Source organism: Streptomyces marincola, assembly GCF_020410765.1.
GTDB lineage: Bacteria > Actinomycetota > Actinomycetes > Streptomycetales > Streptomycetaceae > Streptomyces > Streptomyces marincola.
Window position 1 is genome coordinate 992,921 of sequence record NZ_CP084541.1, and the last position, 19,752, is coordinate 1,012,672.

Consider the following 19,752-nt stretch of genomic DNA (forward strand, 5'->3'; position numbering starts at 1 on the left):
GAGCGGTCAAGGAGTCGTTGACGCCTCCCCGCTCACCCTCTAGCGTGTCTTCATATATGAATGGTATTCAAGAATATATTCATGGACGGAGACTCCACGATGCCTGAAGCGCCGGCGGACCGGTCCGCCGAACGCCGCACCGTTCTCCTCACCGGCGCCGCGGGGGGCGTCGGCACGCTGATGCGCGAGCTGCTGCCGCCGCACGGCTACGACCTCAGGCTCCTCGACGTCGTACCGGTGCCGGGGGAACCCGCCGCGATCACGGCGGACCTGGCCGACCACGACGCGCTGCGGGCCGCCGTCCGGGGCACCGACGCGATTGTCCACCTCGCCGGGATCTCCCTGGAATCCACCTTCGACAAGATTCTCCGGGCCAATATCGAAGGCACCTACAACCTGTACGAGGCCGCGCGGGCCGAGGGCGTGCGCCGCGTCGTGTTCGCGTCGAGCAACCACGTCGTCGGCCACACTCCCTGGCCCGCGCCCGGCGCGCCGCCGCTCCCGGTGGACGCCCCGCGCCGGCCCGACACCTTCTACGGCCTGTCGAAGTGCTTCGGCGAGGACCTGGCGCAGCTGTACTGGGACAAGTTCGGCATCGAGACGGTCTCCATCCGCATCGGCTCCTGCTTCCCCGAGCCGACCTCGGTCCGGATGCTGTCGGTGTGGCTCAGCCCCGCCGACGGCGCCCGGCTGTTCGACGCCGCGCTGCGCGCCGAGAACGTCGGGCACGCCGTCGTCTACGGCTCCTCGGCCAACACCCGCACGATGTGGGACCTCGCGCCCACCCGGGCACTGGGCTTCGAGCCCGAGGACGACTCCGAGGTCTTCGCCGCCCGGCTGATCGCCGAGCACGGCGAGCTGGACACCTCGCGCCCCGACCAGGCGCACATCGGCGGAGCGTTCGTCAACGACCCGCCGATCTGGCCCCGCTGACCGTCAGCCGGCCCGGCGCGCGCAGTCCCGCGCCAGGGCGGCAAGACGCTCCGTCCCCGGGCCCGCGCCGCCGGGCCCGGGGAACCGGCGGGGCACGAAGCCGAACGCGAGGGCGCGGGCGGGGTCGGCGAACGCCATCGACCCGCCCGCCCCGTCGTGGCCGAACGCGTCGGCGCCGAGGAACGGCCGGGCCGTCATGAAGCCGAGCCCGTAGGCCCGCGGCACGCCCAGCACCAGGTCGTGCCCGGCGGAGAACGGGCGGGCGCACTCCGCGGCCGTCGCCGCGCTCAGCAGCGGCGGCCGGCCGTCCACACCGGTGACGGCGGCGGCGTAGAGCCGCGCGAGGCCGCGGGCGGAACCGACACCGGCCACCGACGCCTGCCCGCCCGCGCGGACCTCGCGCGCGTTCGGCAGCGCGGCCAGCACCGTCGGCTCGCGGTGGTGCAGGTTGCCCGCTATTCCCGCGATGCTGTCGGGCGCCTCGGGCACCGCGCCCAGGTCCGCTGGCGCCGGCGCGGGCGGCAGCACGGGCAGCACCCGCGGCTCCTCCGCCTCCGGCAGGCCGAGGTGGACGTCCACGCCGTAGGGACGGCGGACGCGTTCGTCGTAGACCTGCTTGAGGGTCGCGCCGGTGGCCCGGCGGACGACCTCGCCCACCAGCGCCCCGACCGTCAGCGCGTGGTAGCCGAACGTCGCGCCCGGCCGCCAGTACGGCCGGTGCGGCGCGAGCCGGGCGGCCAGCGCGGCGTCGTCCGCCACCTCGGCCGGCGTGAACCCGTCGGCGGTGCCGATGGCGCCGGCCCGGTGCCCGGCGAGGTCCCGCACGGTGACCGCGCCCTTGCCCTCGGCGGCGAACTCCGGCCAGTAGGCGGCGACCTCGCGGTCGAGACGGACCGAGCCCTCCTGGGCGAGCAGCGCGAGCACCAGGAACGCGGCCCCCTTGGTCGAGGAGAACACGCCGGTCAGGCTGTCGGCCGTGACGTCCTCGCCGGTCCACAGATCCGCGACCTGGCGGCCGGCCACCCGCACGGCGAGCTGCGCGCCGTCGCCCGCGACGGCGGCGAACGCCTCGCGCAGCGGCTCGTACCCCGGCTCCACCGTGCCCCGCACCGCCCCGCGCGCCGCGTGCCGCGCCGACTCGTCGAGCAGCTCGTGCACCGCCCACACCCTGCCCGCCGCGGCGACATCCTCCCGCACCGCGCCTTTCCCGCCCTCCCGCACTGCGCTGTTCCCGCCCTCCCGCACCTGCGTGCCTCCCTCTCCGTCCGACCACTGCTTTCAGGCCAGGGCCGATTGTCCCCCTATCGGGTGAGGGGAGGAGGGCCGGGGTGCGGGAGGAGCGGAGGGCGGGGGTCAGCGCAGGCGGCCGGCCCCGGCCCAGCGGTCCACGAGCAGCGGCACCAGCAGCGGGTGGTCCACCCGGTCGCGCAGCACGGGCCGCCAGCCGGCGTCGTCACCGAGCGGCGCGTCGGGGTTGGCCCGCTGGTAGGCGCCCAGCAGGTCCACGGGCCTGTGGTTCACCCAGTTGCCCCGCTCGGTCACCGACGTACCGGCCGTCCACCGGTGCAGCACCTGCGCCGGCGCGACGCCCCTGGGCAGCGTGAACGCGTTGTACTCGGCCACCAGCGCCGACTCGATGCCGATGCCCCAGCTGTACCCGTACCTGGCTCCCGCGTCCTGCCGGAAGTGGTTGTTGTAGACGTCGACCTGGCCGTACCGCACGCGCGGCGCCCGCTCGTTGACGTTGTGGAACAGGTTGTGGTGGAACGTCGTGCGCAGCTTGCCCCGGTCGTCCGCCGCGGCACCGTCGCTGTTGCCCAGCAGGATCGTCTTGTCGTGCTCGGTGAAGACGTTCCAGCTGACCGTGACCAGGTCGCTGCCGCGCACGATGTCGAGCTGCCCGTCGTGCTGCTGGAACAGCCGGCCGAAGTATTCCGGCTGCTCCGCGTCGGGCCTGCGGCCGTCGGTGAACGTGTTGTGGTCCACCCACACGTGCCGGGAGCCGTACAGCACGAGGCTGTCGTACTCCGAGTTCCACGCGCCGAGATCGCCGTCCGTCGGGTCCCACTGCGGGAAGCAGTCGAAGGTGTCCTCGAACGTCAGGTTGCGGATGATGACGTTCTCCGCGCGGCGCACGTCCAGCGTGGCGCCCAGCAGCCGCGCGTCCCGCCCGGTGCCGATGATCGTGGTGTTCGAGGGGACGTTCAGGACGACGCGTTCCTTCTGCCGCTCCGCCGAGGCGACGCGGGCGTCCTCAAGCGGCCCCGACGGCTCGGCGTCCCGGCCCCACACCTCGGGGTCGTAGGCCGCCAGGTAGCCGTCCAGCGTGTAGCCGTCGACGGCGTAGTCCTCGCACGTCAACGGGCGCCCGGCGGCATCGGTGTTGGCGTCGATCGTGCCGTCGACGCGGACGATCTTGGGGGTGTCGCCGCCCTCGGCGAGCGCGGTGGCCAACTCCTCGCGAGTGGAGACGGTCACGACGTCGCCGCGCCCGGCCGCCGCTCCCCCGGTGACCGAGCCCTCCGCCGAGCCCCAGCCGTCGCCGGCCGGCAGCACCGCGCGCGCCTGGTCGCCGCCCCGCCCGTGCGCGGCCGACGCCTGCGGCACGGCGGCGAGGCCGAACGCGAGCGCGGCGCAGCCGGTGAGAGCGGTCAGTCGGATGTGTCTGCGTCTTCTGTGTGTGCGGTTCATCACGGCTCTCCTGCCGTAGGAAAGGGCGCGGGCCGGCCGCGCGGCCGGCCCGCGAGGGATCAGGGCCGCTGCTCCCGCCACTCGGCCTCCGCCTCGTTGAAGCGCTGGGCCAAGTCGTCGGCGAATTCCTGGGCGGTCATCTCACCGAGCAGCAGCCGCTGGAAGTTGGGCTCGGTGTCCGCCTTGGTGATGTTGTTCCAGTCGGGCAGGTAGTACGGCAGCTGCACGATGGTGGTGCGCTCGTCGCTCAGCGCCTCCACCGCCGCCGCGGTGGGCGGGGCCTGCGCGATCCAGTCGTCCTCAAGCGCCGCGGTGTTCGCGGGTATCTGGCCGGCCGACTCGTTCCACAGGCTGTTCATCTCGTGCGACGCGGCGAACTCGATGAACCGCCAGGCCGCTTCCTTGTTGTCGCTGGCCCTGAAGAGGCCGAGCCCGTCCACCGGGTTGGACACGAACGTGTGCGCCCCGCCCGGCTCGGGCGCGGGCATCGGCACCCCGGCGACCCCGTCCTCGCCGAACGCGGCCACGTGGTCGGGGTAGGAGCCCAGGTTGTGCTGCACCATCCCGACCGTTCCGCCGGTGAAGGTCGCGACCATGTTCGTGAAGTCGCTGTTGAGGTCGGCCTCCGGCGTGACCTCGTTGTACAGCCCGACGTACCGTTCCAGGGCCTCGACGTTGGCCGGGGCGTTCACCGTGCTCTGGTCGCCCTCCCAGAAGGAGGCGATGCCCGACTGCGCGTACATCGCGTCGAGCGCCTGGGCCACCGAGCCCTCGCCGCCGCGCAGCGTGAAGCCGAACCGGTTGCCGCCGCGGTCGGTCAGCTCCTCCGCCGCGGTGAAGAACTTGTCCCAGTCGGTGGGCGGTTCGAGCCCGGCCTCGGCGAAGAGGTCGGTGCGGTACCACAGCACGCCCTGGTTCGCCGAGGTCGGCACGGAGTACAGCTCGCCCTCCTCGCCGACCGTGGCCTCGACGCTCTCCAGCATGGCCGGCATCAGCTGCCCGTCCAAAGAGCTCTCCGCGAGCCGGTCCGCGACCGGGTCGAGGGCGCCCTGCGCCACGATGTTGGCCAGGTAGGAGGTGCTGACACCGCCCACGTCCGGCAGGCCCTCGCCGCCCTGGATCGCGGCGTCGTACTTGGACTGCACCTCGTTGATCGGGACACCGACGTACTCGACCTCGATGTCGGGGTTCTCCTCCTCGAAGGCGGCGATGATCTCGTTCCACACGTCCGTGCGGACGCCGCCGTTGTTGTCCCAGAAGGTGATCGTGCCGGTGCCGTCGCCCTCCCCGCCCTCCGCCGTGCCGTCGTCGCCGCAGGCGGTGGCGGTCGCGGCGAGGGCGAGCACGGAAACGGCGGCGGCGAAGCCACGCGGCAGGTGTCGTCTCATCAGGCTGCTCCCTTGCAGGAATGAGTTGCGTGTGGTGCGGGGGGACGAACCGGAACGTCGCCGGAGTGGCGTCCGGGTGTTCAGGTGACGCGGAAGCGGCGGAAGGTGGCGAGCCCCGCGCGGTCCTCGCCCGGCGGGCCCGCGGTCCCCTCCCCCGCGGGGGCCGCGGCGAACAGGCCGAGCTGGGCGCCGACCCAGCGCCACGGGACGGCCGCGAACTCGGGGCCCGAGGCCCGCGCGTGCGGCGCCGCCGCCGAGAATCCGCACCGCCCGTCCGCGGTGACCTGCACGGTCAGCCGCGCCCGGCCGTCCTCGACCCGGTAGGGCACGGCGGCGTCCCGTTCCCGCTCGGCGACCTGCTCGGCGAAGCGGTGCACCAGCAGCACACCGCCGTCGGCCGCCCGTTCGAGCCCGATCCAGGAGAACGCGTCGCCCAGGACGGTGAGCCCGGCCCGCGCGCCCGGCTCCTCCGCGTCCAGGGACAGGTCGACGGACACGGTGACCGGGCCGACGGGCAGCCGCTGCGTGAGAACGGAGGGCAGCCGCCGCAGGTCGTGCACGTGCGGCGTGCGGCGGCACACCAGCCGCAGCCCGTCCGCCCCCGCCTCCGCGCCGCCGGGCGGCGCGGTCAGGCCAGGCGCGGGGTTGGCCGTCCAGGTCCACTGCGGGCCGAACCGCCCGCCGGGGAAGTCGTCGTCGGTGGCCGGCGCCTCGCGCGGCCCGCCCGGGACCGGCACCGGGTGGGAGGCGACGGGCCGGCCGTTGTCGCCGAGCACGGGCCAGCCGTCGGGCCCCCACTCCATGGGCTGGAGGTGCACCACCCGGCCGAACGCGCCGCGCCGCTGGAAGTGCAGGAACCAGTGCCCGCCGTCCCTGGTGTCCACCCAGGCGCCCTGGTGCGGGCCGTTGACGTCGGTGTCCCCCTGCGCGAGCACGACGCGCTCCTCGTAGGGGCCGAAGAAGTCGCGGGAGCGGAACGCGCCCTGCCAGCCGGTCTCCACGGAACCCGCCGGGGCGAAGATCCAGTACCAGCCGCCGTGCCGGTACAGCTTCGGCCCCTCAAGGGTGAACCAGCCGGGCAGCGCGTCCCCGTCCACGATGACCCGCCCCTCGTCGAGGAGCGCGGTGGCGTCCTCGCTCATCCGGTGGCCGGTCAGCCGGTTCTTGACCCCGGAGCGGGACTTGGCCCAGCCGTGCACCAGGTACGCCCGCCCGTCCTCGTCCCACAGCGGGCACGGGTCGATGAGCCCCTTGCCCTCCTTGAGCAGCAGCGGCGGCGACCACGGGCCGGTGACGGCGGGCGCCTCGACGCGGAAGATGCCGCGGTCCGGGTCGCCCCAGAAGATCCAGAAGCGGCCCGCGTGGTGCCGCAGCGACGGCGCCCACACCCCGCTGTCGTGCCGCGGAACGGCGAACTCGCCCACCGGATCGAGCCGGTCGAGCGCGTGGCCGACGATGCGCCAGTTGACCAGGTCACGCGAGTGCAGCAACGGCAGTCCCGGCACGCGGCCGAAGCTCGACGCCGTCAGGTAGAAGTCGTCCCCGACCCGGATCGCGTCCGGGTCCGACCAGTCCGCGGCGAGCACCGGGTTGGTGTAGTGCTCCCCCGGCCACGCGGTCACCGGCCGGCCTCCGCGCGCCGCGCCCAGGGGGCGCCCAACTCCGAGTAGAGGGCGAGCCGCTGCGCGCCGGCCTCGGTCAGCGCGTCGACGCCGGGGATGACCCGGCGCGGCCCCTGCACCCCCGGCTCGCTGCGCCACGCGGCCGGGGGCAGCGCCACCGGGTCGGGCGCGGTGCGCACGGCCTCCACGACGCGGGTGAACGCGCCGGTGCGCTCCAGGGGCACGAGCAGCGGTTCGCCGTGGCGCAGGTGGGCGACGAGGTTGGCGAGCAGGTCGGTCCGCCCGTGCTCGGTGGTCTCAGGATCGTGCCCGGCGCGTTCGACCCGGACCCGGTCGGCCTTGTACCAGAAGGTGATGCGCCCGCGGTCGCCGTGCACGACGACGTACGGGTCGCCGGGACGCTCGGCGGCCAGGGTGACCGCGGCGACGATGGAACGGCCCGTGGTGGTGCGGATGCGCGCGCAGGAGGTGTCGTCGGCGGCGATGTCGTTGACCCGGTACAGCTCAAGGTCGACGGACTCGACGTCCCCGGCGCGGTCCGCGCCCTCGATGCGCAGCGCGGTGGCCACGGCGTGCGCCAGCGGGTTGGTCAGCACGCCGTCGACGACGTCGCGGCCGTCGAGCGTGCGCAGCCCGCCCCACGGCGCGCGCCGCCAGTACGCCTCCTCGCGCACCCACGCGCCGGCGGCGCCGATGCCGCGGACGGCGCCGATGGCACCGTCCGCGACCAGGGCGCGGATGCGGTCGATCGCCTCGGAGCCGAGCGACTGGAACCCGACCTGGCAGGCGACGCCCGCGCCGCCGACGTCGGCCGCCAGCCGCCGGAACGCGGCGAGCGACGGCGTGGGCGGCTTCTCCAGCAGCAGGTGGACGCCCGCCCGCGCGGCGGCGCGGCCCAGGTCGGCGTGGGTGTGGATCGGGGTGCACACCACGGCCGCCTCGGCGCCGGTGCCGGCCAGCAGCCCCGGCAGGTCGTCCGACTGCCTGGGGTGCCCGAGGCCGTCGAGTTCCGCCGGTGCGAGCGGCGTCAGCTCGCACACGCCGACCAGCCGGACCACGTCGCGCTCGGCGAGGCGGCGGATGTTGGCCAGGTGCCAGCGGCCGTGGCCGCGCGCCCCGGCGAGCACGATGGGCAACGGCTCCGTCATCCCTTCACCGCCCCCGCGCTGAAGCCGGTGATCAGCCACCGCTGGATGAAGGCGAAGACGAGGACGACCGGCACCGCGGCCACGACACCGCCCGCGGCGAGCGCGCCGAGGTCCACGCTGTCGGAGCCGATCAGGGTGTTCAGGCCGACCGGGATGGTCTGCTTGTCCTGCGCGTTGAGGAACATCAGCGCGAACAGGAAGTGGTTCCAGCTGTGCACGAAGGCGAAGGACCCGACCGCGATCAGGCCGGGCCGCAGCAGCGGCAGCACGATCGCGAGGAAGGCCCGCAGCCGTGAGCAGCCGTCCACCCACGCGGCCTCTTCGAGCGAGGGCGGCACGTTCCTGATGAACCCCGCGATGAGGATCATCGACAGCGGCAGCTGGAACACCGTCTCGGCGATGATCACGCTCCACAGCGAGTTCAGCAGCTGGAGTTCGCGGAAGATCTCGAACAGCGGCACCAGCATGAGCGCGCCCGGGATGAACTGCGAGCACAGCAGCGCCAGCATGAACGGCATCCGCAGGCGGAACTTGAAGCGGGCCAGCGCGTAGCCGCCGGACAGCGCGACCAGCATCGTCATCAGCATGGACGCGATGCCCACGTACATGCTGTTGAGGAAGTAGGTGTCGAACCCGCGCTCGTTCCACACCTTTTCGAAGTGCTGCCCGGTCATGGGCCAGGGCACGAGCGAGTCGGAGCCCGGCTCGCGCAGCGCGAACAGCAGCATCCAGTAGAAAGGGATCAGGGTGAACAGCAGGTAGAGGCCGAGCGGCAGGAAGATCTGCCAGCGGGGCGGCTGGTCGATGGGCCGGTTGCGGCGGCGCTTGGCGGGAGGCGCCGGAGGGGCGGACGCGGGCGCCGTCTCCCGGTCGATGACTGCGGCGGTCATTTGTCGTCGCCTCCGAACTTGCTCAGGCGCAAATAGAGGATCGAACAGAACAGGAGGATCACGAAGGCGACGGTCGTCAGGGCCGAGGCGTAACCGAACTCGTTGCCGTGGATGCCGGTCTGGGCCACGTACAGCGGCAGGGTGGTCGTCTCGCCCGCGGGACCGCCGCCCGTGAGGGTGTAGAGCAGGTCGACGTTGTTGAACTCCCAGACCGCGCGCAGCAGGGTGGAGAGCACGATCGCGTCCCGCAGGTGCGGAAGCGTGATGTGCCAGAACTGGCGCACCCGGCTCGCGCCGTCGACGGACGCGGCCTCGTACAGGTCCTTCGACACGGACTGGAGGTCGGCGAGGATGAGGATGGCGAAGAACGGGACGCCGCGCCACAGTTCGGCGATGACGGCGCCCCAGAAGACCGTTCCGGTGTCGGCGAGCACCGACGTTCCGTACTCGCCGATGCCCGCGTCGGCCAGGTACCGGTTGATGCCGGTCGACGGGTTGTAGATCAGCAGCCAGATGGTGCTGGTGAGCACGCCGGAGACGGCCCAGGGCGAGAACACCAGGGCGCGGGCCAGGCCGCGGCCGATGAAGGTCTGGTTGATGATCAGGGCGAGGGCCAGGCCGAAGACCAGCTGGAGGCTGACCTCGACGAAGACCCATTTCGCGCTGAAGAGGAGCGTGTCCCAGAAGAAGGGGTCGTCGGTGAAGATCTCCCGGAAGTTGTCGAGCCCGGCGAAGCCGTCCCGCCAGGGCTTGGTGACGTTGTAGTGCTGGAGGCTGTAGTAGATGACGCTGAGCATCGGGTAGGCGATGAAGCCCAGCATCAGCAGCCCCGCGGGCGCGATCAGCAGGTACGGCAGGGAGCGTGGTGAGCTTCCGCCACGGCGGCGCCGCGGGGGCCGGGTCCGTTCCTTGACGGCATCGGCCATTCCGCTTCTCCGTTCTCAGCTGGCGGGCGGCGCGGGAAGCGCTTTCCGCGTGTGCGTGGAGGTGGGTCCCCGGATGGGACGGGACGGGTGAGTGGTTCGCCAGGTCCGGAACGTCAGCTGGTGTGCGGTTCCGGGACGTGTCCTGGCCGGGAGAGGAAGGTGAAGTCGCAGCCGGTGTCGGCCTGGGTGATGTGTTCCTCGTAGAGGGCGCCGAAGCCGCGTCCGTAGCGGGGCGGCGGGGGCTGCCAGGCCTGGCGGCGCCGGTGGAGTTCGGCGTCGGGGACGTTGAGGTGGAGCCGGCGTGCGGGCACGTCGAGGGTGATGGTGTCGCCGGTGTTGACGAGGGCGAGGGGGCCGCCGACGTGCGACTCGGGGGCGATGTGCAGGACGCAGGCGCCGTAGCTGGTGCCGCTCATGCGGGCGTCGGAGAGGCGGACCATGTCGGTGACGCCCTGCTTGAGCAGGTAGTCGGGGATGGGGAGCATCCCGTACTCGGGCATGCCGGGACCGCCCAGCGGACCCGAGCCGCGCAGGACGAGGACGTCGTCCGGTGTGATGGCCAGGTCGGGGTCGTTGATGCGCCGCTGCATCGAGGGGTAGTCGTCGAAGACCACGGCCCGGCCGGTGTGCTGAAGAAGGTGGGGCTCGGCGGAGATGTGCTTGATCACGGCGCCGTCGGGGGCCAGGTTTCCGCGCAGAACCGCCAGGCCGCCCTGCTCGGCCACCGGGCGCTCAAGGGGCCGGATCACCTCGTCGTCGTGGACGAGGGCGTCGGCGAGCTGTTCGCGCAGGGAGCGGCAGGCGACGGTGGGGCGGTCCAGGTGGAGGTGGGTGTCGCCGAGGCGGGCCAGGAGGCCCGGCAGGCCGCCGGCGTAGTAGAAGTCCTCCATCAGGAAGCGTCCGCCGGGGCGGATGTCGGCCAGGACGGGCACGGTCCGTGCGATCCGGTCGAAGTCCTCCAGGGTGAGGGTGATGCCGCAGCGGCCGGCCATGGCGATGAGGTGGATGACGGCGTTGGTGGAGCCGCCCAGGGCCAGGACGGTGGTGATGGCGTCCTCGAAGGCGTCGCGGGTGAGGATGTCGGCGGGTGTGGTGCCGGCGCGGATGAGTTCGACGACGCGCAGCCCGGCGGCGGCGGCCATGCGGGTGTGGGCGGAGTCCACCGCGGGGATGGCGGCGGCGCCCGGCATGGTGATGCCCAGGGCCTCGGCGGCCGAGGTCATGGTGGACGCGGTGCCCATGGTCATGCAGGTGCCGGGGGACCGGGCGAGCCCGGCCTCCAGCTCCGAGATCTCGCGGTCGCCGATCCGGCCGGCGCGCTTCTCGTCCCAGTACTTCCACATGTCGGTGCCCGAACCCAGGGTCCGGCCGCGCCAGTGGCCGCGCAGCATGGGCCCCGCGGGGACGAAGATCGCGGGCAGGCCCGCGCTGGCCGCGCCCATCAGCAGGGCGGGGGTGGTCTTGTCGCAGCCGCCCAGCAGGACGGCGCCGTCCACCGGGTAGGAGCGCAGCAGCTCCTCGGTCTCCATCGCCAGCAGGTTGCGGTACAGCATCGGCGTGGGCTTCTGGAACGTCTCCGACAGGGTCGCGACGGGGAACTCCAGCGGGAAGCCCCCCGCCTGCCACACCCCCCGCTTGACCGCCTCGGCCCGCTCCCTCAGGTGCTGGTGGCACGGGTTGATGTCCGACCACGTGTTCACCACCGCGACCACCGGCTTGCCCGCGTGCTCCTCGGGCAGGAACCCCAACTGCCGCGTCCGCGCCCGATGGCTGAACGACCGCACCCCGTCCCCGTCGAACCACCGGCCACTGCGCAGCACCTGCTCGCTCCTTTCCTCCGCGTCGTTCACAGCGCTCCCCACTCCTCGACCATGGCGGCCACCCGGGCCCGCTCCTGGGCGGGCAGCAGCGCGCTCGGCGCCCTGACCTCGCGCCGGCACAGCCCGAGCGCGGCCAGCGCCTCCTTCACGGCGGAGACGTTGTTCGCCGACTGCTGCCGCGCGCGCAACTCCTCGAACGGCCGGATCACTTCCCACACCTTCATCGCGGCCGGGTAGTCGGCGGCCCGCAGCGCCGCCAGCATCTCCAGCGACAGCGCCGGCGCGACGTTCACCAGACCCGAGGTGAAGCCCGTCGCGCCGCACGCGAAGTACCCGGGCGCCGACAACTCCGCGAGACCCGCCACCCACACGAACCGGTCGAGTCCCGCGTCCCTGGCCACCGAGGCGAACCGCACCGGATCGGCCACCGCGTACTTCACCCCGATCACGTTCGGGCACGCCGCGCCCAACTGACCGATCGATTCCCCCTCGATCACCGGGTTCCGCACGTACGGCACGACCCCCACCTCGGGCACGGCCTCGGCCACCGCCCGGTGATACGCCACCCACCCCTCCTGGGACACATAGGGATGGACCGGCTGATGCACCATCACCATCTGCGCGCCCGCCTCGCGCGCCATGCGCGCCTCGGCCACCGCGGTCGGCAGGTCGTGCCCGACGCCGACCACGATCTGCGCCGCCCCCTCGGCCTCCGCGACCGTCAGCTCGACCTCGACCCGGCGCTCCTCGGGGGTCAGGCAGTAGAACTCGCTGGTGTTGCCGTTCGGGGTCAGCGTGCGCACGCCCCCGTCCAGCAGTCGACGCAGCAGCGCCCGGTAGACGTCCCGGTCCAGTCGGCCCGCCTCGTCGAACGGGCTGACGGAAATGGCCACCACGTCGGCGAGCGCCGCGCGTTGTGCCGCGAAGTCGTTCACGCCTGAACCTCCTGTGCCTGTGCCAGGTCTTCCGGCGGCCCGTCCTGCGGGAAGGCCCGCCGGACGAAGCCCTCGATGTGTTCGCGCAGCAGCCCGCCGGTGCCCTCGGCGTCGCCGACCTCGGCGCGGGCCAGGATCGCCCGGTGCTCCTCCGCCTCGCGGTCCCAGGTGGGGTCCGCCTGCCAGGCGAAGGACGAGACCAGGGCGGCCTGGTCGCGCAGGTCGTCCAGCATCCGGGCCAGCAGCGGGTTCCCGCAGGGCAGGTACAGGGCACGGTGGAAGTCCCGGTTCGCCAGGGAGCGTTCCGCCGTGTCCACGGCCGTGTCGGCGCGCCGCAGCGCGTCGTGCGCGGCGTCGAGACCGGCCCCGGATGCCACCGTGCGGCGCACCGCCTCCGGTTCGAGCAGCAGCCGCACGTCGTAGACGGAACGGGCCATCTCCGCGTCCACCGTGCGCACCGCGGCGCCCTTGTACTCGCTCATCAGAACCAGCCCGCGGCCGGCCAAGGTCTTCAGCGCCTCCCTGACGGGGGTCTTGGACACGCCGAAGTGGGCGGCCAGTTCGGTCTCCACCAGCGCGGAGCCGGGGGCCAGCCGTCCGGTGAGGATCGCGTGCGTCAGGTGCTGGAGAACGAACTGCGTCCGGGACGGAATGGGCACCGGCGGTGAGCCGGACAGGGGTGCATTCATACAGCGGGGCCTCGGATCTCACATATGGCATCTCGTATATGACATATGGCGTACGACATGCGGTGCGCACGAAGGTAGGCCCGAGGGGAGGCCGCGTCAACGCCTGGGACAAAATTGGTGGGAGCGCGCCCATGCCTCGGCGGGCCGGCCCGCCGAGGCATGGGCGCGCGAGCGGGCGCGGCTCCTCAGCCCGCCGTGCCGAACCACGTGTCGAGCCGGTCGCACAGCTCCCGCTGCTCCTCGCCAGCCCACACCACGTGCCCGTCCGGGCGCAGCAGCACCGCGGGCACGTCGAGTTCCTCACTGCCGTCGAGAACGTGGTCGACCCGGTCCGCCCAGCCCGCCACCGACAGCAGCCCGGTCCGGTCGAGCAGGAGCCCACGGCCGCCGTGCATCAGTCCGTAGAGGCGCCCACGCCGCAACCTCACGTCCCGCAGCCGCCTGCCGAGCAGTTCGTGCCCCTCGCCGACGTCGTAGCGCACGCCGATCGCGGTGATCTTCTCGATGAGGTACCGGTTCACCTCGTCGAAGTCCATCAGTTCCGAGATCAGCCCGCGCATGGCCCGGCCCCCCGGATCGGCGGAGAGCAACGCGGTCTGCGCCCGCGTGTTCTCCAGCACCGCGGCGGCCACCGGGTGCCGTTCCGCGTGGTAGGTGTCCAGCAGCCCGTCCGGCGCCCACCCGTTGACCTCGGCGGCCAGCTTCCAGCCGAGGTTGAACGCGTCCTGAATGCCCAGGTTCAGCCCCTGCCCGCCCGTCGGCGGGTGCACGTGCGCGGCGTCCCCCGCCAGCAGCACGCGCCCGGTCCGGTAGCGCTCGGCCAGCCGGGTCGCGTCACCGAAACGAGAGATCCAGCGCGGCGCGTGCACGCCGAAGTCGGTGCCCGCGACCGCCCGCAGCCGCTGCCTCAGCTCCTCCAGGGTCGGCGGGCCCGAGCGATCCCCCGCCACCCCGTCCGCCGGCACGATGACGCGGTACACCCCGCCCCCGAGCGGCATCGTGCCGAATCGCGTCTGCGTCCTGCGGACCTCGGACACCACGGCGGCCATCGCCTCCGGCGACGCGGTCACCTCCACCTCGGCCAGCAGGGTCTCGATCCTGGCCGGCTCGCCGGGGAAGCCGACACCGAGCAGCTTGCGCACCGTGCTGCGCCCGCCGTCGCAGCCGACGAGGTAGCGCGAGCGCAGCCGCGTGCCGTCGGCCAGTTCCGCCGTCACCCCGTCCCCGTCCTGGCTCAGCCCGGTCAGCGTCCACCCACGCCTGAGCTCGGCGCCGAGCCCGGTGGCGTGCTCGGCCAGCAGGCGCTCGGTGATCCGCTGCGGGATGGCGAGGACGTACGCGTGCGCGGTGTCCAGCCCCTCGGGCCACGGCTTGTCGATGCCGGCGAAGAACCCGCCGGTCGCGAACCGTTCGCCGTGCGCGAGGAACCGCTCCAGCAGACCGCGCTGGTCCATCACCTCGACGCTGCGCGCGTGCAGGCCGAGCGCGCGGGACTGCACGGTCGGCTCGGCCAACGCATCGAGCACGACCGCACCCACCCCGGCCAGCCGCAGCTCGCCCGCCAGCATCAGCCCGGTCGGCCCCGCGCCGACCACGATCACATCGATCATCACGCCCCATTTCCGCGCGTAGTGCGCTTTGGCGGGCGATTGTGCGGCATACCGGGGGCCTTGCCGCAAGCCCCGGGGTGCGCTATACGTTAAGAGTGGCGAGGAGTTGATTCCCTCGCCCTCTTCGTCCCCCTCCGTGAATGCGATGCCTGCCGAATGGCTCGGGACAGCGCGGAATTGGCTCCACGGCACCGGTCAGGTGGCAGTGAGGGAGTCCTCGCCGCCGTGCAGATGTCCCAGGCCGAACAGGGCGACGAGGTCTTTTTCCAGGGCGCTGCGAATATCCGGGCCCAGCCGTTTCCAGCCGAAGAAGTCGCCAGCCCGCGTCATCAATTCGGAGCCGGAGATCCCGGGCATTTCGGCGGCCAGTTCCCGCAGCACGAGTTGGCGTTCGACGGGCGCGATCTGACCGACCCGGCGTGTGACGGCCCTGGTCGGGCGCCGGGCCACGCCGATGTCCCGGCCAGAGAGCTGGTAGAAATCGCCGTCCCGAGCGATCGTGCCCGAGCCGACGAGACCACGCAGCGCCTGCTGAACACTGCCGCGGCTCCGGCTACTGGCCCGTGCCAGCCCCCACGCCTCCCGGGCCCGCTGCACCAGAAGATCCTCGTGCACGGGCCCCTCCGTCTCGGTGACGCCGATCAGCAGCTGCCTCAACTGCGGCCTGGCTTCTGGAGTGTGCAATTCCGCGGTCGGCGACAACGTCGGCACGTACACGACGTAGTCCACGGCCCACCCGCGGTCCGGCTCCGTCGTGACAGGAACCCTTTCTTGATCCACAGAGGTGACGACGACATCCTCTTGGCTCGAACGGGCGCCCTCCGCTTCGACATTCCGCGTCCGGGCTTCGGACGCGTTCGCAACGGCGGCCTGGACCGCTGCCCGCAGGCGCGCCTCGGCGGCCTCCCTGGCCCGGTACCAATCGGTGCCCCAAATCCGGAAGAGCTGCCAGCCGAGACCGGTCAGCACCTCTTCCCTCAGCCGGTCCCGGTCACGCGCCGCCTTCGACGAGTGATACATCGCGCCGTCGCACTCGATCCCGAGCGCGAACCCTCCCGGCGCGTCGGGGTGACGAAGGCCGAGGTCGATGCGATATCCGGCGACTCCCACTTGGGGCTGCACGGAATAACCCCACTCGCGCAGCACATGGTAAACAGACTCCTCGAACGGGCTTTCCGGCGTGGCGTCCGCGTCCGGACCGGAATCGTGTGCCAACGCGACAGGCCCGCGCTCGGCATAGTCCAGATAGCGCTTGAGGTACTGCACGCTTTCGCTGCCACCGTCTCCCATGGCACCGCTGAGGAACGAGGCGACCACCTCGGTCCGGTAGCGAGCCCTGGTGACGGCCACATTAAGGCGTTTCCAGCCACCGTCCCGGTTGAGGGGCCCGAAATCCTTCCTGAATCGGCCATGTTCGTCCGGCCCGTACCCCACGGACAGGATCATGACGTCCCGCTCGTCGCCCTGCACCGATTCCAAGTTTTTGACGAAGAAGCCGCCGAGACGGTCCTCGGTGAAATGCGCATCGAGATCCGGTCGGTTCAGGCGGGCCTGCTGCACGGCGAGGTCGATGGCGGATGCCTGGGCCTGCGAGAGCGCGACGACGCCGAGGGTACGGCCTGGCCTGGTATCGAAGTGGTGGAGGACGCGCTGGGCGACGTACTCGGCTTCCCGCCAGTTGTGCTGGCGGCCCCCTCGGTCGTACCGGCCGTCGGCGACGTGGAAGAAACCGACCCCGACGTCGTTCCCCGCATCGAGCGCCCCGGGGAATGTGATCATCGAATTCCCGTAGAACTCCCGGTTGGAGAACGTGATCAGGTCCTCGTGCCGGCTGCGGTAGTGCCAGCGCAGGGGCATCTCCCGCAGGGCCGCGGCAGCGCAGGCATTGAGCAGCGACGGGAAGTCTTTCGGCGAGTCCTCCGGCGCGTCCTCGTCGTAGCCGTCGCTGTCAGCCTCGACGGCCAATTCGAAGAACGACGTCGGAGGCAACTGCTTGGCATCGCCGGCCACAATCAGGGATGTGGCCCGGTACACGCAGTTGATGGCGTCAGCCGGGCGCACCTGGGACGCCTCATCGAAGATCACCACGTCAAAGGTGAATCCCGGGGGGAGGAGTTCACTGACGGTCAGCGGACTCATCATGAAGCACGGCTTCAGTGCCCCGACCACGTCCCTGGCCTTCCACAGCAGGGTACGCACCGGCATGCGGGGCCGTTTCATCTCCGACTGCCGGATGATCTCCGCGCTGGCACCACCGAGCAGGTTCCGCGGACGGCGGCCGTTGCACGTCTCGACGACGGCGCCGCTCGCGGCTTCGATCAGGCGCCTGTCCGCCTCCCGATACTGCTCCACCCGGGCATCGAGGTCGGCGGACCGGACGGCCGACAGCCGTTCGTCGCTTTCCAACACGTCATCCGCCCAGCCGCGCAGTACCGCGTACTCAACGGCTGTGCCGAAGTCCTCTCCTCGCAAGCCCTGCTCGACGGCACTGGTCACGAGCGGATCGATGCGGTGTTCCGCGAGCACGGCCAGCCCGCGCCGGAAGGCTTGCCACTCGGCCGGCCCCTGCGGATCGCTCCTCAGCCGCTCGATGACCGGCTCGGCCCGTTCGAACGAGCCGAGCAGAGCGGGAGCCAGTTCTCTCCTCCTGCTTTGCCCGAAAAGGTTGAGTATGCCGGTCACCGCCCCGGTCCAGCGTTCCGCTCGGCGCTCCGCCGCGTCGCACCATTCGGCCAACGCGGCACGCGCGCTCGTCGCGAGCAGGGCAGGGAGTGTGCTGGCTTCCATGCCGTCGGCCAGGTGGGCGGCGAGGAGCTGGGGCCGGTCGACGGCCGTGCTCAGTTCCAGGACACGCTCGGCCGTCGCGAGGGCCTGTTCCAGGCCGGCGACGCCCGAGGCGTCCCGGGCCGCGTACCGGCCGAGCACCGGGGTTGTCTCGTCCGCCAGCCGCCTGACCTCGGCGGCTGCCCGATACCAGGCCAGCGCCTGGTCGAGCTGCCCGATCAGGGCCTTGCGCCACACCCGGTCCCTGGTGAGGGCCGTCACCGCCTCGCGGTCGGCCTTGTACTGGTCGGAGAAGAGGCGGGCCAGGCGGCCTCGGTGCTGAGTACCGAACCGCTCGACGATCGCGGGTAGTTCTTCGGCTTCGGTCACCCGCGCGTCGAACACCTTCTCGGCCGCCGCAGCCGCCTCGGTTTCCGCCACGATCGCCCGTCGGAGCCGGTCCGCGGCGTGTCTGGCCCGGTCAAGCCCCTCGGGCCGCAACCACTCCGCGAGCGGCCGGAACTCGGCCCCGGCCAGGTCGGTGAGGTGCAGGAGCGCGAGCGCTTCACCGGGCGTCGCGGGCTCGCGTGCTCCCAGTTCCTCGGCCAGCTGCGCGAGGGGCCCGCTCGCCCCCTCGGCCATGCCCCCCGTCGACTTCTCCGTCCAGGACGGCAGACCGGAACGCAACGCGTCCACCACGGCGCGCAGCTCCCGTTCGGTACGCGGCCTTGGTCCTGAGCCCGCGAACGGCCGCTCCCGTGCCACCGCCCGCACCGCGCTCATGGCCTCCGCCGCCTCCGCGAGCACGGAGGTCTCGGCGGTACCGACCAGCCCGCGCCAGACGAACGCCGGACCCTCGGCGGCAGGTCGCCACGAGCGGCCGATGGCCGCCGCGGCGTCGAGCACCCGCTGAAGGCCGTCAGCGGTCAGGCCGCCCCGGCCTGCCTGATGACTCGCGGGTACGGCGAGGCCGGGCGTCTCACGCTGTTCCAGCCGGACCAGCCGGCCGAGCACCTCATGCAGCGTGCGTCCCAACGGCTGCCTGACCTCATTCATGGCCGCAGCGTGAGCGGACAGTTCGGCCCTCAGCCGCCGGGCCCGTTCGAGCTCGTGACCCGCCGCCCCCGTGACCCGCACCTCGCTTCTCAGCACCCTGGCCAGCTCTCCTGCGACGGCCTTCTTGGACGTGTCACCGCTGTGCAGAGCGAGGACGAAGTCGTCGAGGCCGACTGCGCGGAGCCGGTTGCGCACGACGTCCAGAGCCGCCGCCTTCTCACTCACGAACAGGACCCGCTGCCCCGCGTGCATGAGCGCGGCGATCATGTTGGTGATGGTCTGGCTCTTGCCCGTGCCAGGTGGGCCGCTCATCACGAACGAGCGCCCAGCCAGAGCCGCGGCGATGCATTGGCGTTGCGAGGCATCGGCGTCCATGACCAGCGGGGTGTCCTCCGGCGGCAGCACCTCGTCGATGCGGTCGGCGTCCGGCGGCTCGAACGCGATGCCGTCGCCGACGGACCGGGCACGCGGTCCCAACGCCACCGCGCGGACCAGAGGGTGGCGCAGGATGCGCTCCTCGTTCTGCGCCAGGTCCTGGTACATGGCTTCCTTGTGGGAAGCGAACAGCCCGAGGACCACGTTCTCCTCCACACGCCATCCCGGCTGTTCCCGCACGCATTCCCGGGCGGCGGCCAGCACCTTCGCCGGCTCGGCCGGGTCAGCACTGGTCACCGGCTCCCAGTTCACGCCGAGGTGGCCCAGTTTCACGGCGAGGGCCGGATTGTGGGCACGTTCCTGCCCCTCGGCGGCGCGCAGCCGGTGCCGCCCGTCGTTGCCCCGGCGCAGCTCGACCGGCACCAGCAGAAGCGGCGCCTTACTGGTCTCCTCGGCGCCGCCTTCCCGCCAGTCGAGCATGGCGACCCCGAGCCACAGGACCCACAGACCGTAGTCGTTGTACATCTGGCTCGCCTTGCGGCGCAGTTGGTTCAGCGAGTCGTCCAGCGCGGCTTGCGAGTGCTTCTGCGTGAGAATGGCGCGCGCCTGGTTGTGCGCGGGCTCGACGGCCTGGTCCTCGCTCTCGCGTACCGGTGCGAAGGTCAGTCCCCGGCCCAGGCCGGCCAGCAGGGTTGTCGCGTCCGGCGCTTTGAGCTCCAGCGTGCCGCGCCTGGTGTGGCGGAAGTTGAGCAGTCTGTTGCGACCGCCCATGTCGAGCAGGGAACCGCGCCAGGTCGCCAGCACCTTGCGCAATGCCTGCTCGTCGGAATCACCCGGCCCGGCCGACGCTGCTGCTTCCGGATGGATGCCATTGCTCCTCACGGGACCTCCGCTGTCCGTGCTCGC

Annotated in this window: 13 protein-coding genes; 1 reads left to right on the forward strand and 12 read right to left on the reverse strand. The window is 72.2% G+C overall.

Features of this window, described 5'->3' with window-relative positions; genetic code table 11:
- The first annotated feature begins 81 nt into the window (after nucleotides 1-81).
- Nucleotides 82-933, forward strand: a complete 852-nt coding sequence (locus LC193_RS04260; protein WP_226071690.1) for an NAD-dependent epimerase/dehydratase family protein — start codon at nucleotides 82-84, stop codon at nucleotides 931-933.
- A 3-nt stretch (nucleotides 934-936) separates the two neighbouring features.
- Here LC193_RS04260 and LC193_RS04265 read toward each other — a convergent pair whose 3' ends face one another.
- From LC193_RS04265 to LC193_RS04320, 12 genes are all read right to left on the reverse strand, one after another.
- A complete protein-coding gene (locus LC193_RS04265) occupies nucleotides 937-2,043 on the reverse strand; it encodes a serine hydrolase domain-containing protein (protein ID WP_226078476.1) in 1,107 nt (368 codons plus the stop codon).
- A gap of 243 nt (nucleotides 2,044-2,286) precedes the next feature.
- The gene (locus tag LC193_RS04270; protein ID WP_226071691.1) at nucleotides 2,287-3,624 is read right to left on the reverse strand and encodes a pectate lyase family protein; all 1,338 of its coding nucleotides are present in this window, start codon (nucleotides 3,622-3,624) and stop codon (nucleotides 2,287-2,289) included.
- A 59-nt stretch (nucleotides 3,625-3,683) separates the two neighbouring features.
- Nucleotides 3,684-5,012 carry an ABC transporter substrate-binding protein gene (locus LC193_RS04275; RefSeq protein WP_226071693.1) on the reverse strand — a complete coding sequence of 443 codons (1,329 nt, stop codon included), beginning with the start codon at nucleotides 5,010-5,012 and terminating at the stop codon, nucleotides 3,684-3,686.
- 80 nt (nucleotides 5,013-5,092) lie between these two features.
- Complete coding sequence (locus LC193_RS04280; protein WP_226071694.1) at nucleotides 5,093-6,634, reverse strand: glycoside hydrolase family 43 protein; 1,542 nt, start codon at nucleotides 6,632-6,634, stop codon at nucleotides 5,093-5,095.
- Complete coding sequence (locus tag LC193_RS04285; RefSeq protein WP_226071695.1) at nucleotides 6,631-7,782, reverse strand: Gfo/Idh/MocA family protein; 1,152 nt, start codon at nucleotides 7,780-7,782, stop codon at nucleotides 6,631-6,633. Before LC193_RS04285 ends, LC193_RS04280 begins: the two co-directional genes overlap by 4 nt.
- A complete protein-coding gene (locus LC193_RS04290; RefSeq protein WP_086161229.1) occupies nucleotides 7,779-8,672 on the reverse strand; it encodes a carbohydrate ABC transporter permease in 894 nt (297 codons plus the stop codon). The genes LC193_RS04285 and LC193_RS04290 overlap by 4 nt, the downstream gene beginning before the upstream one ends.
- The gene (locus LC193_RS04295) at nucleotides 8,669-9,598 is read right to left on the reverse strand and encodes a carbohydrate ABC transporter permease (RefSeq protein ID WP_086161228.1); all 930 of its coding nucleotides are present in this window, start codon (nucleotides 9,596-9,598) and stop codon (nucleotides 8,669-8,671) included. The genes LC193_RS04290 and LC193_RS04295 overlap by 4 nt, the downstream gene beginning before the upstream one ends.
- Nucleotides 9,599-9,711: 113 nt before the next feature.
- Nucleotides 9,712-11,448: an L-arabinonate dehydratase gene (gene araD, locus LC193_RS04300; RefSeq protein WP_226071696.1), complete on the reverse strand. Its 1,737-nt coding sequence runs from the start codon at nucleotides 11,446-11,448 to the stop codon at nucleotides 9,712-9,714.
- Nucleotides 11,445-12,353, reverse strand: a complete 909-nt coding sequence (locus tag LC193_RS04305) for a dihydrodipicolinate synthase family protein (RefSeq protein WP_226071699.1) — start codon at nucleotides 12,351-12,353, stop codon at nucleotides 11,445-11,447. The genes araD and LC193_RS04305 overlap by 4 nt, the downstream gene beginning before the upstream one ends.
- Nucleotides 12,350-13,042 (reverse strand): GntR family transcriptional regulator, encoded by a 693-nt coding sequence (locus LC193_RS04310; protein WP_226071700.1) that lies wholly within the window; start codon nucleotides 13,040-13,042, stop codon nucleotides 12,350-12,352. Before LC193_RS04310 ends, LC193_RS04305 begins: the two co-directional genes overlap by 4 nt.
- Nucleotides 13,043-13,227: 185 nt before the next feature.
- Complete coding sequence (gene rox, locus LC193_RS04315; protein ID WP_226071702.1) at nucleotides 13,228-14,652, reverse strand: rifampin monooxygenase; 1,425 nt, start codon at nucleotides 14,650-14,652, stop codon at nucleotides 13,228-13,230.
- A 195-nt stretch (nucleotides 14,653-14,847) separates the two neighbouring features.
- Entirely contained in the window at nucleotides 14,848-19,728 is a 4,881-nt protein-coding gene (locus tag LC193_RS04320) for a DUF3320 domain-containing protein (RefSeq protein ID WP_226071705.1), read from the reverse strand.
- Nucleotides 19,729-19,752 lie beyond the last annotated feature (24 nt).

Coding starts and splice junctions, on each gene's coding strand:
- LC193_RS04260 (WP_226071690.1), top strand. CDS start 82: ATGGACGGAGACTCCACGATGCCTGAAGCGCCGGCGGACCGGTCCGCC.
- LC193_RS04270 (WP_226071691.1), bottom strand. CDS start 3,624: ATGAACCGCACACACAGAAGACGCAGACACATCCGACTGACCGCTCTC.
- LC193_RS04275 (WP_226071693.1), bottom strand. CDS start 5,012: ATGAGACGACACCTGCCGCGTGGCTTCGCCGCCGCCGTTTCCGTGCTC.
- LC193_RS04285 (WP_226071695.1), bottom strand. CDS start 7,782: ATGACGGAGCCGTTGCCCATCGTGCTCGCCGGGGCGCGCGGCCACGGC.
- LC193_RS04290 (WP_086161229.1), bottom strand. CDS start 8,672: ATGACCGCCGCAGTCATCGACCGGGAGACGGCGCCCGCGTCCGCCCCT.
- LC193_RS04295 (WP_086161228.1), bottom strand. CDS start 9,598: ATGGCCGATGCCGTCAAGGAACGGACCCGGCCCCCGCGGCGCCGCCGT.
- LC193_RS04310 (WP_226071700.1), bottom strand. CDS start 13,042: ATGAATGCACCCCTGTCCGGCTCACCGCCGGTGCCCATTCCGTCCCGG.
- rox (WP_226071702.1), bottom strand. CDS start 14,652: ATGATCGATGTGATCGTGGTCGGCGCGGGGCCGACCGGGCTGATGCTG.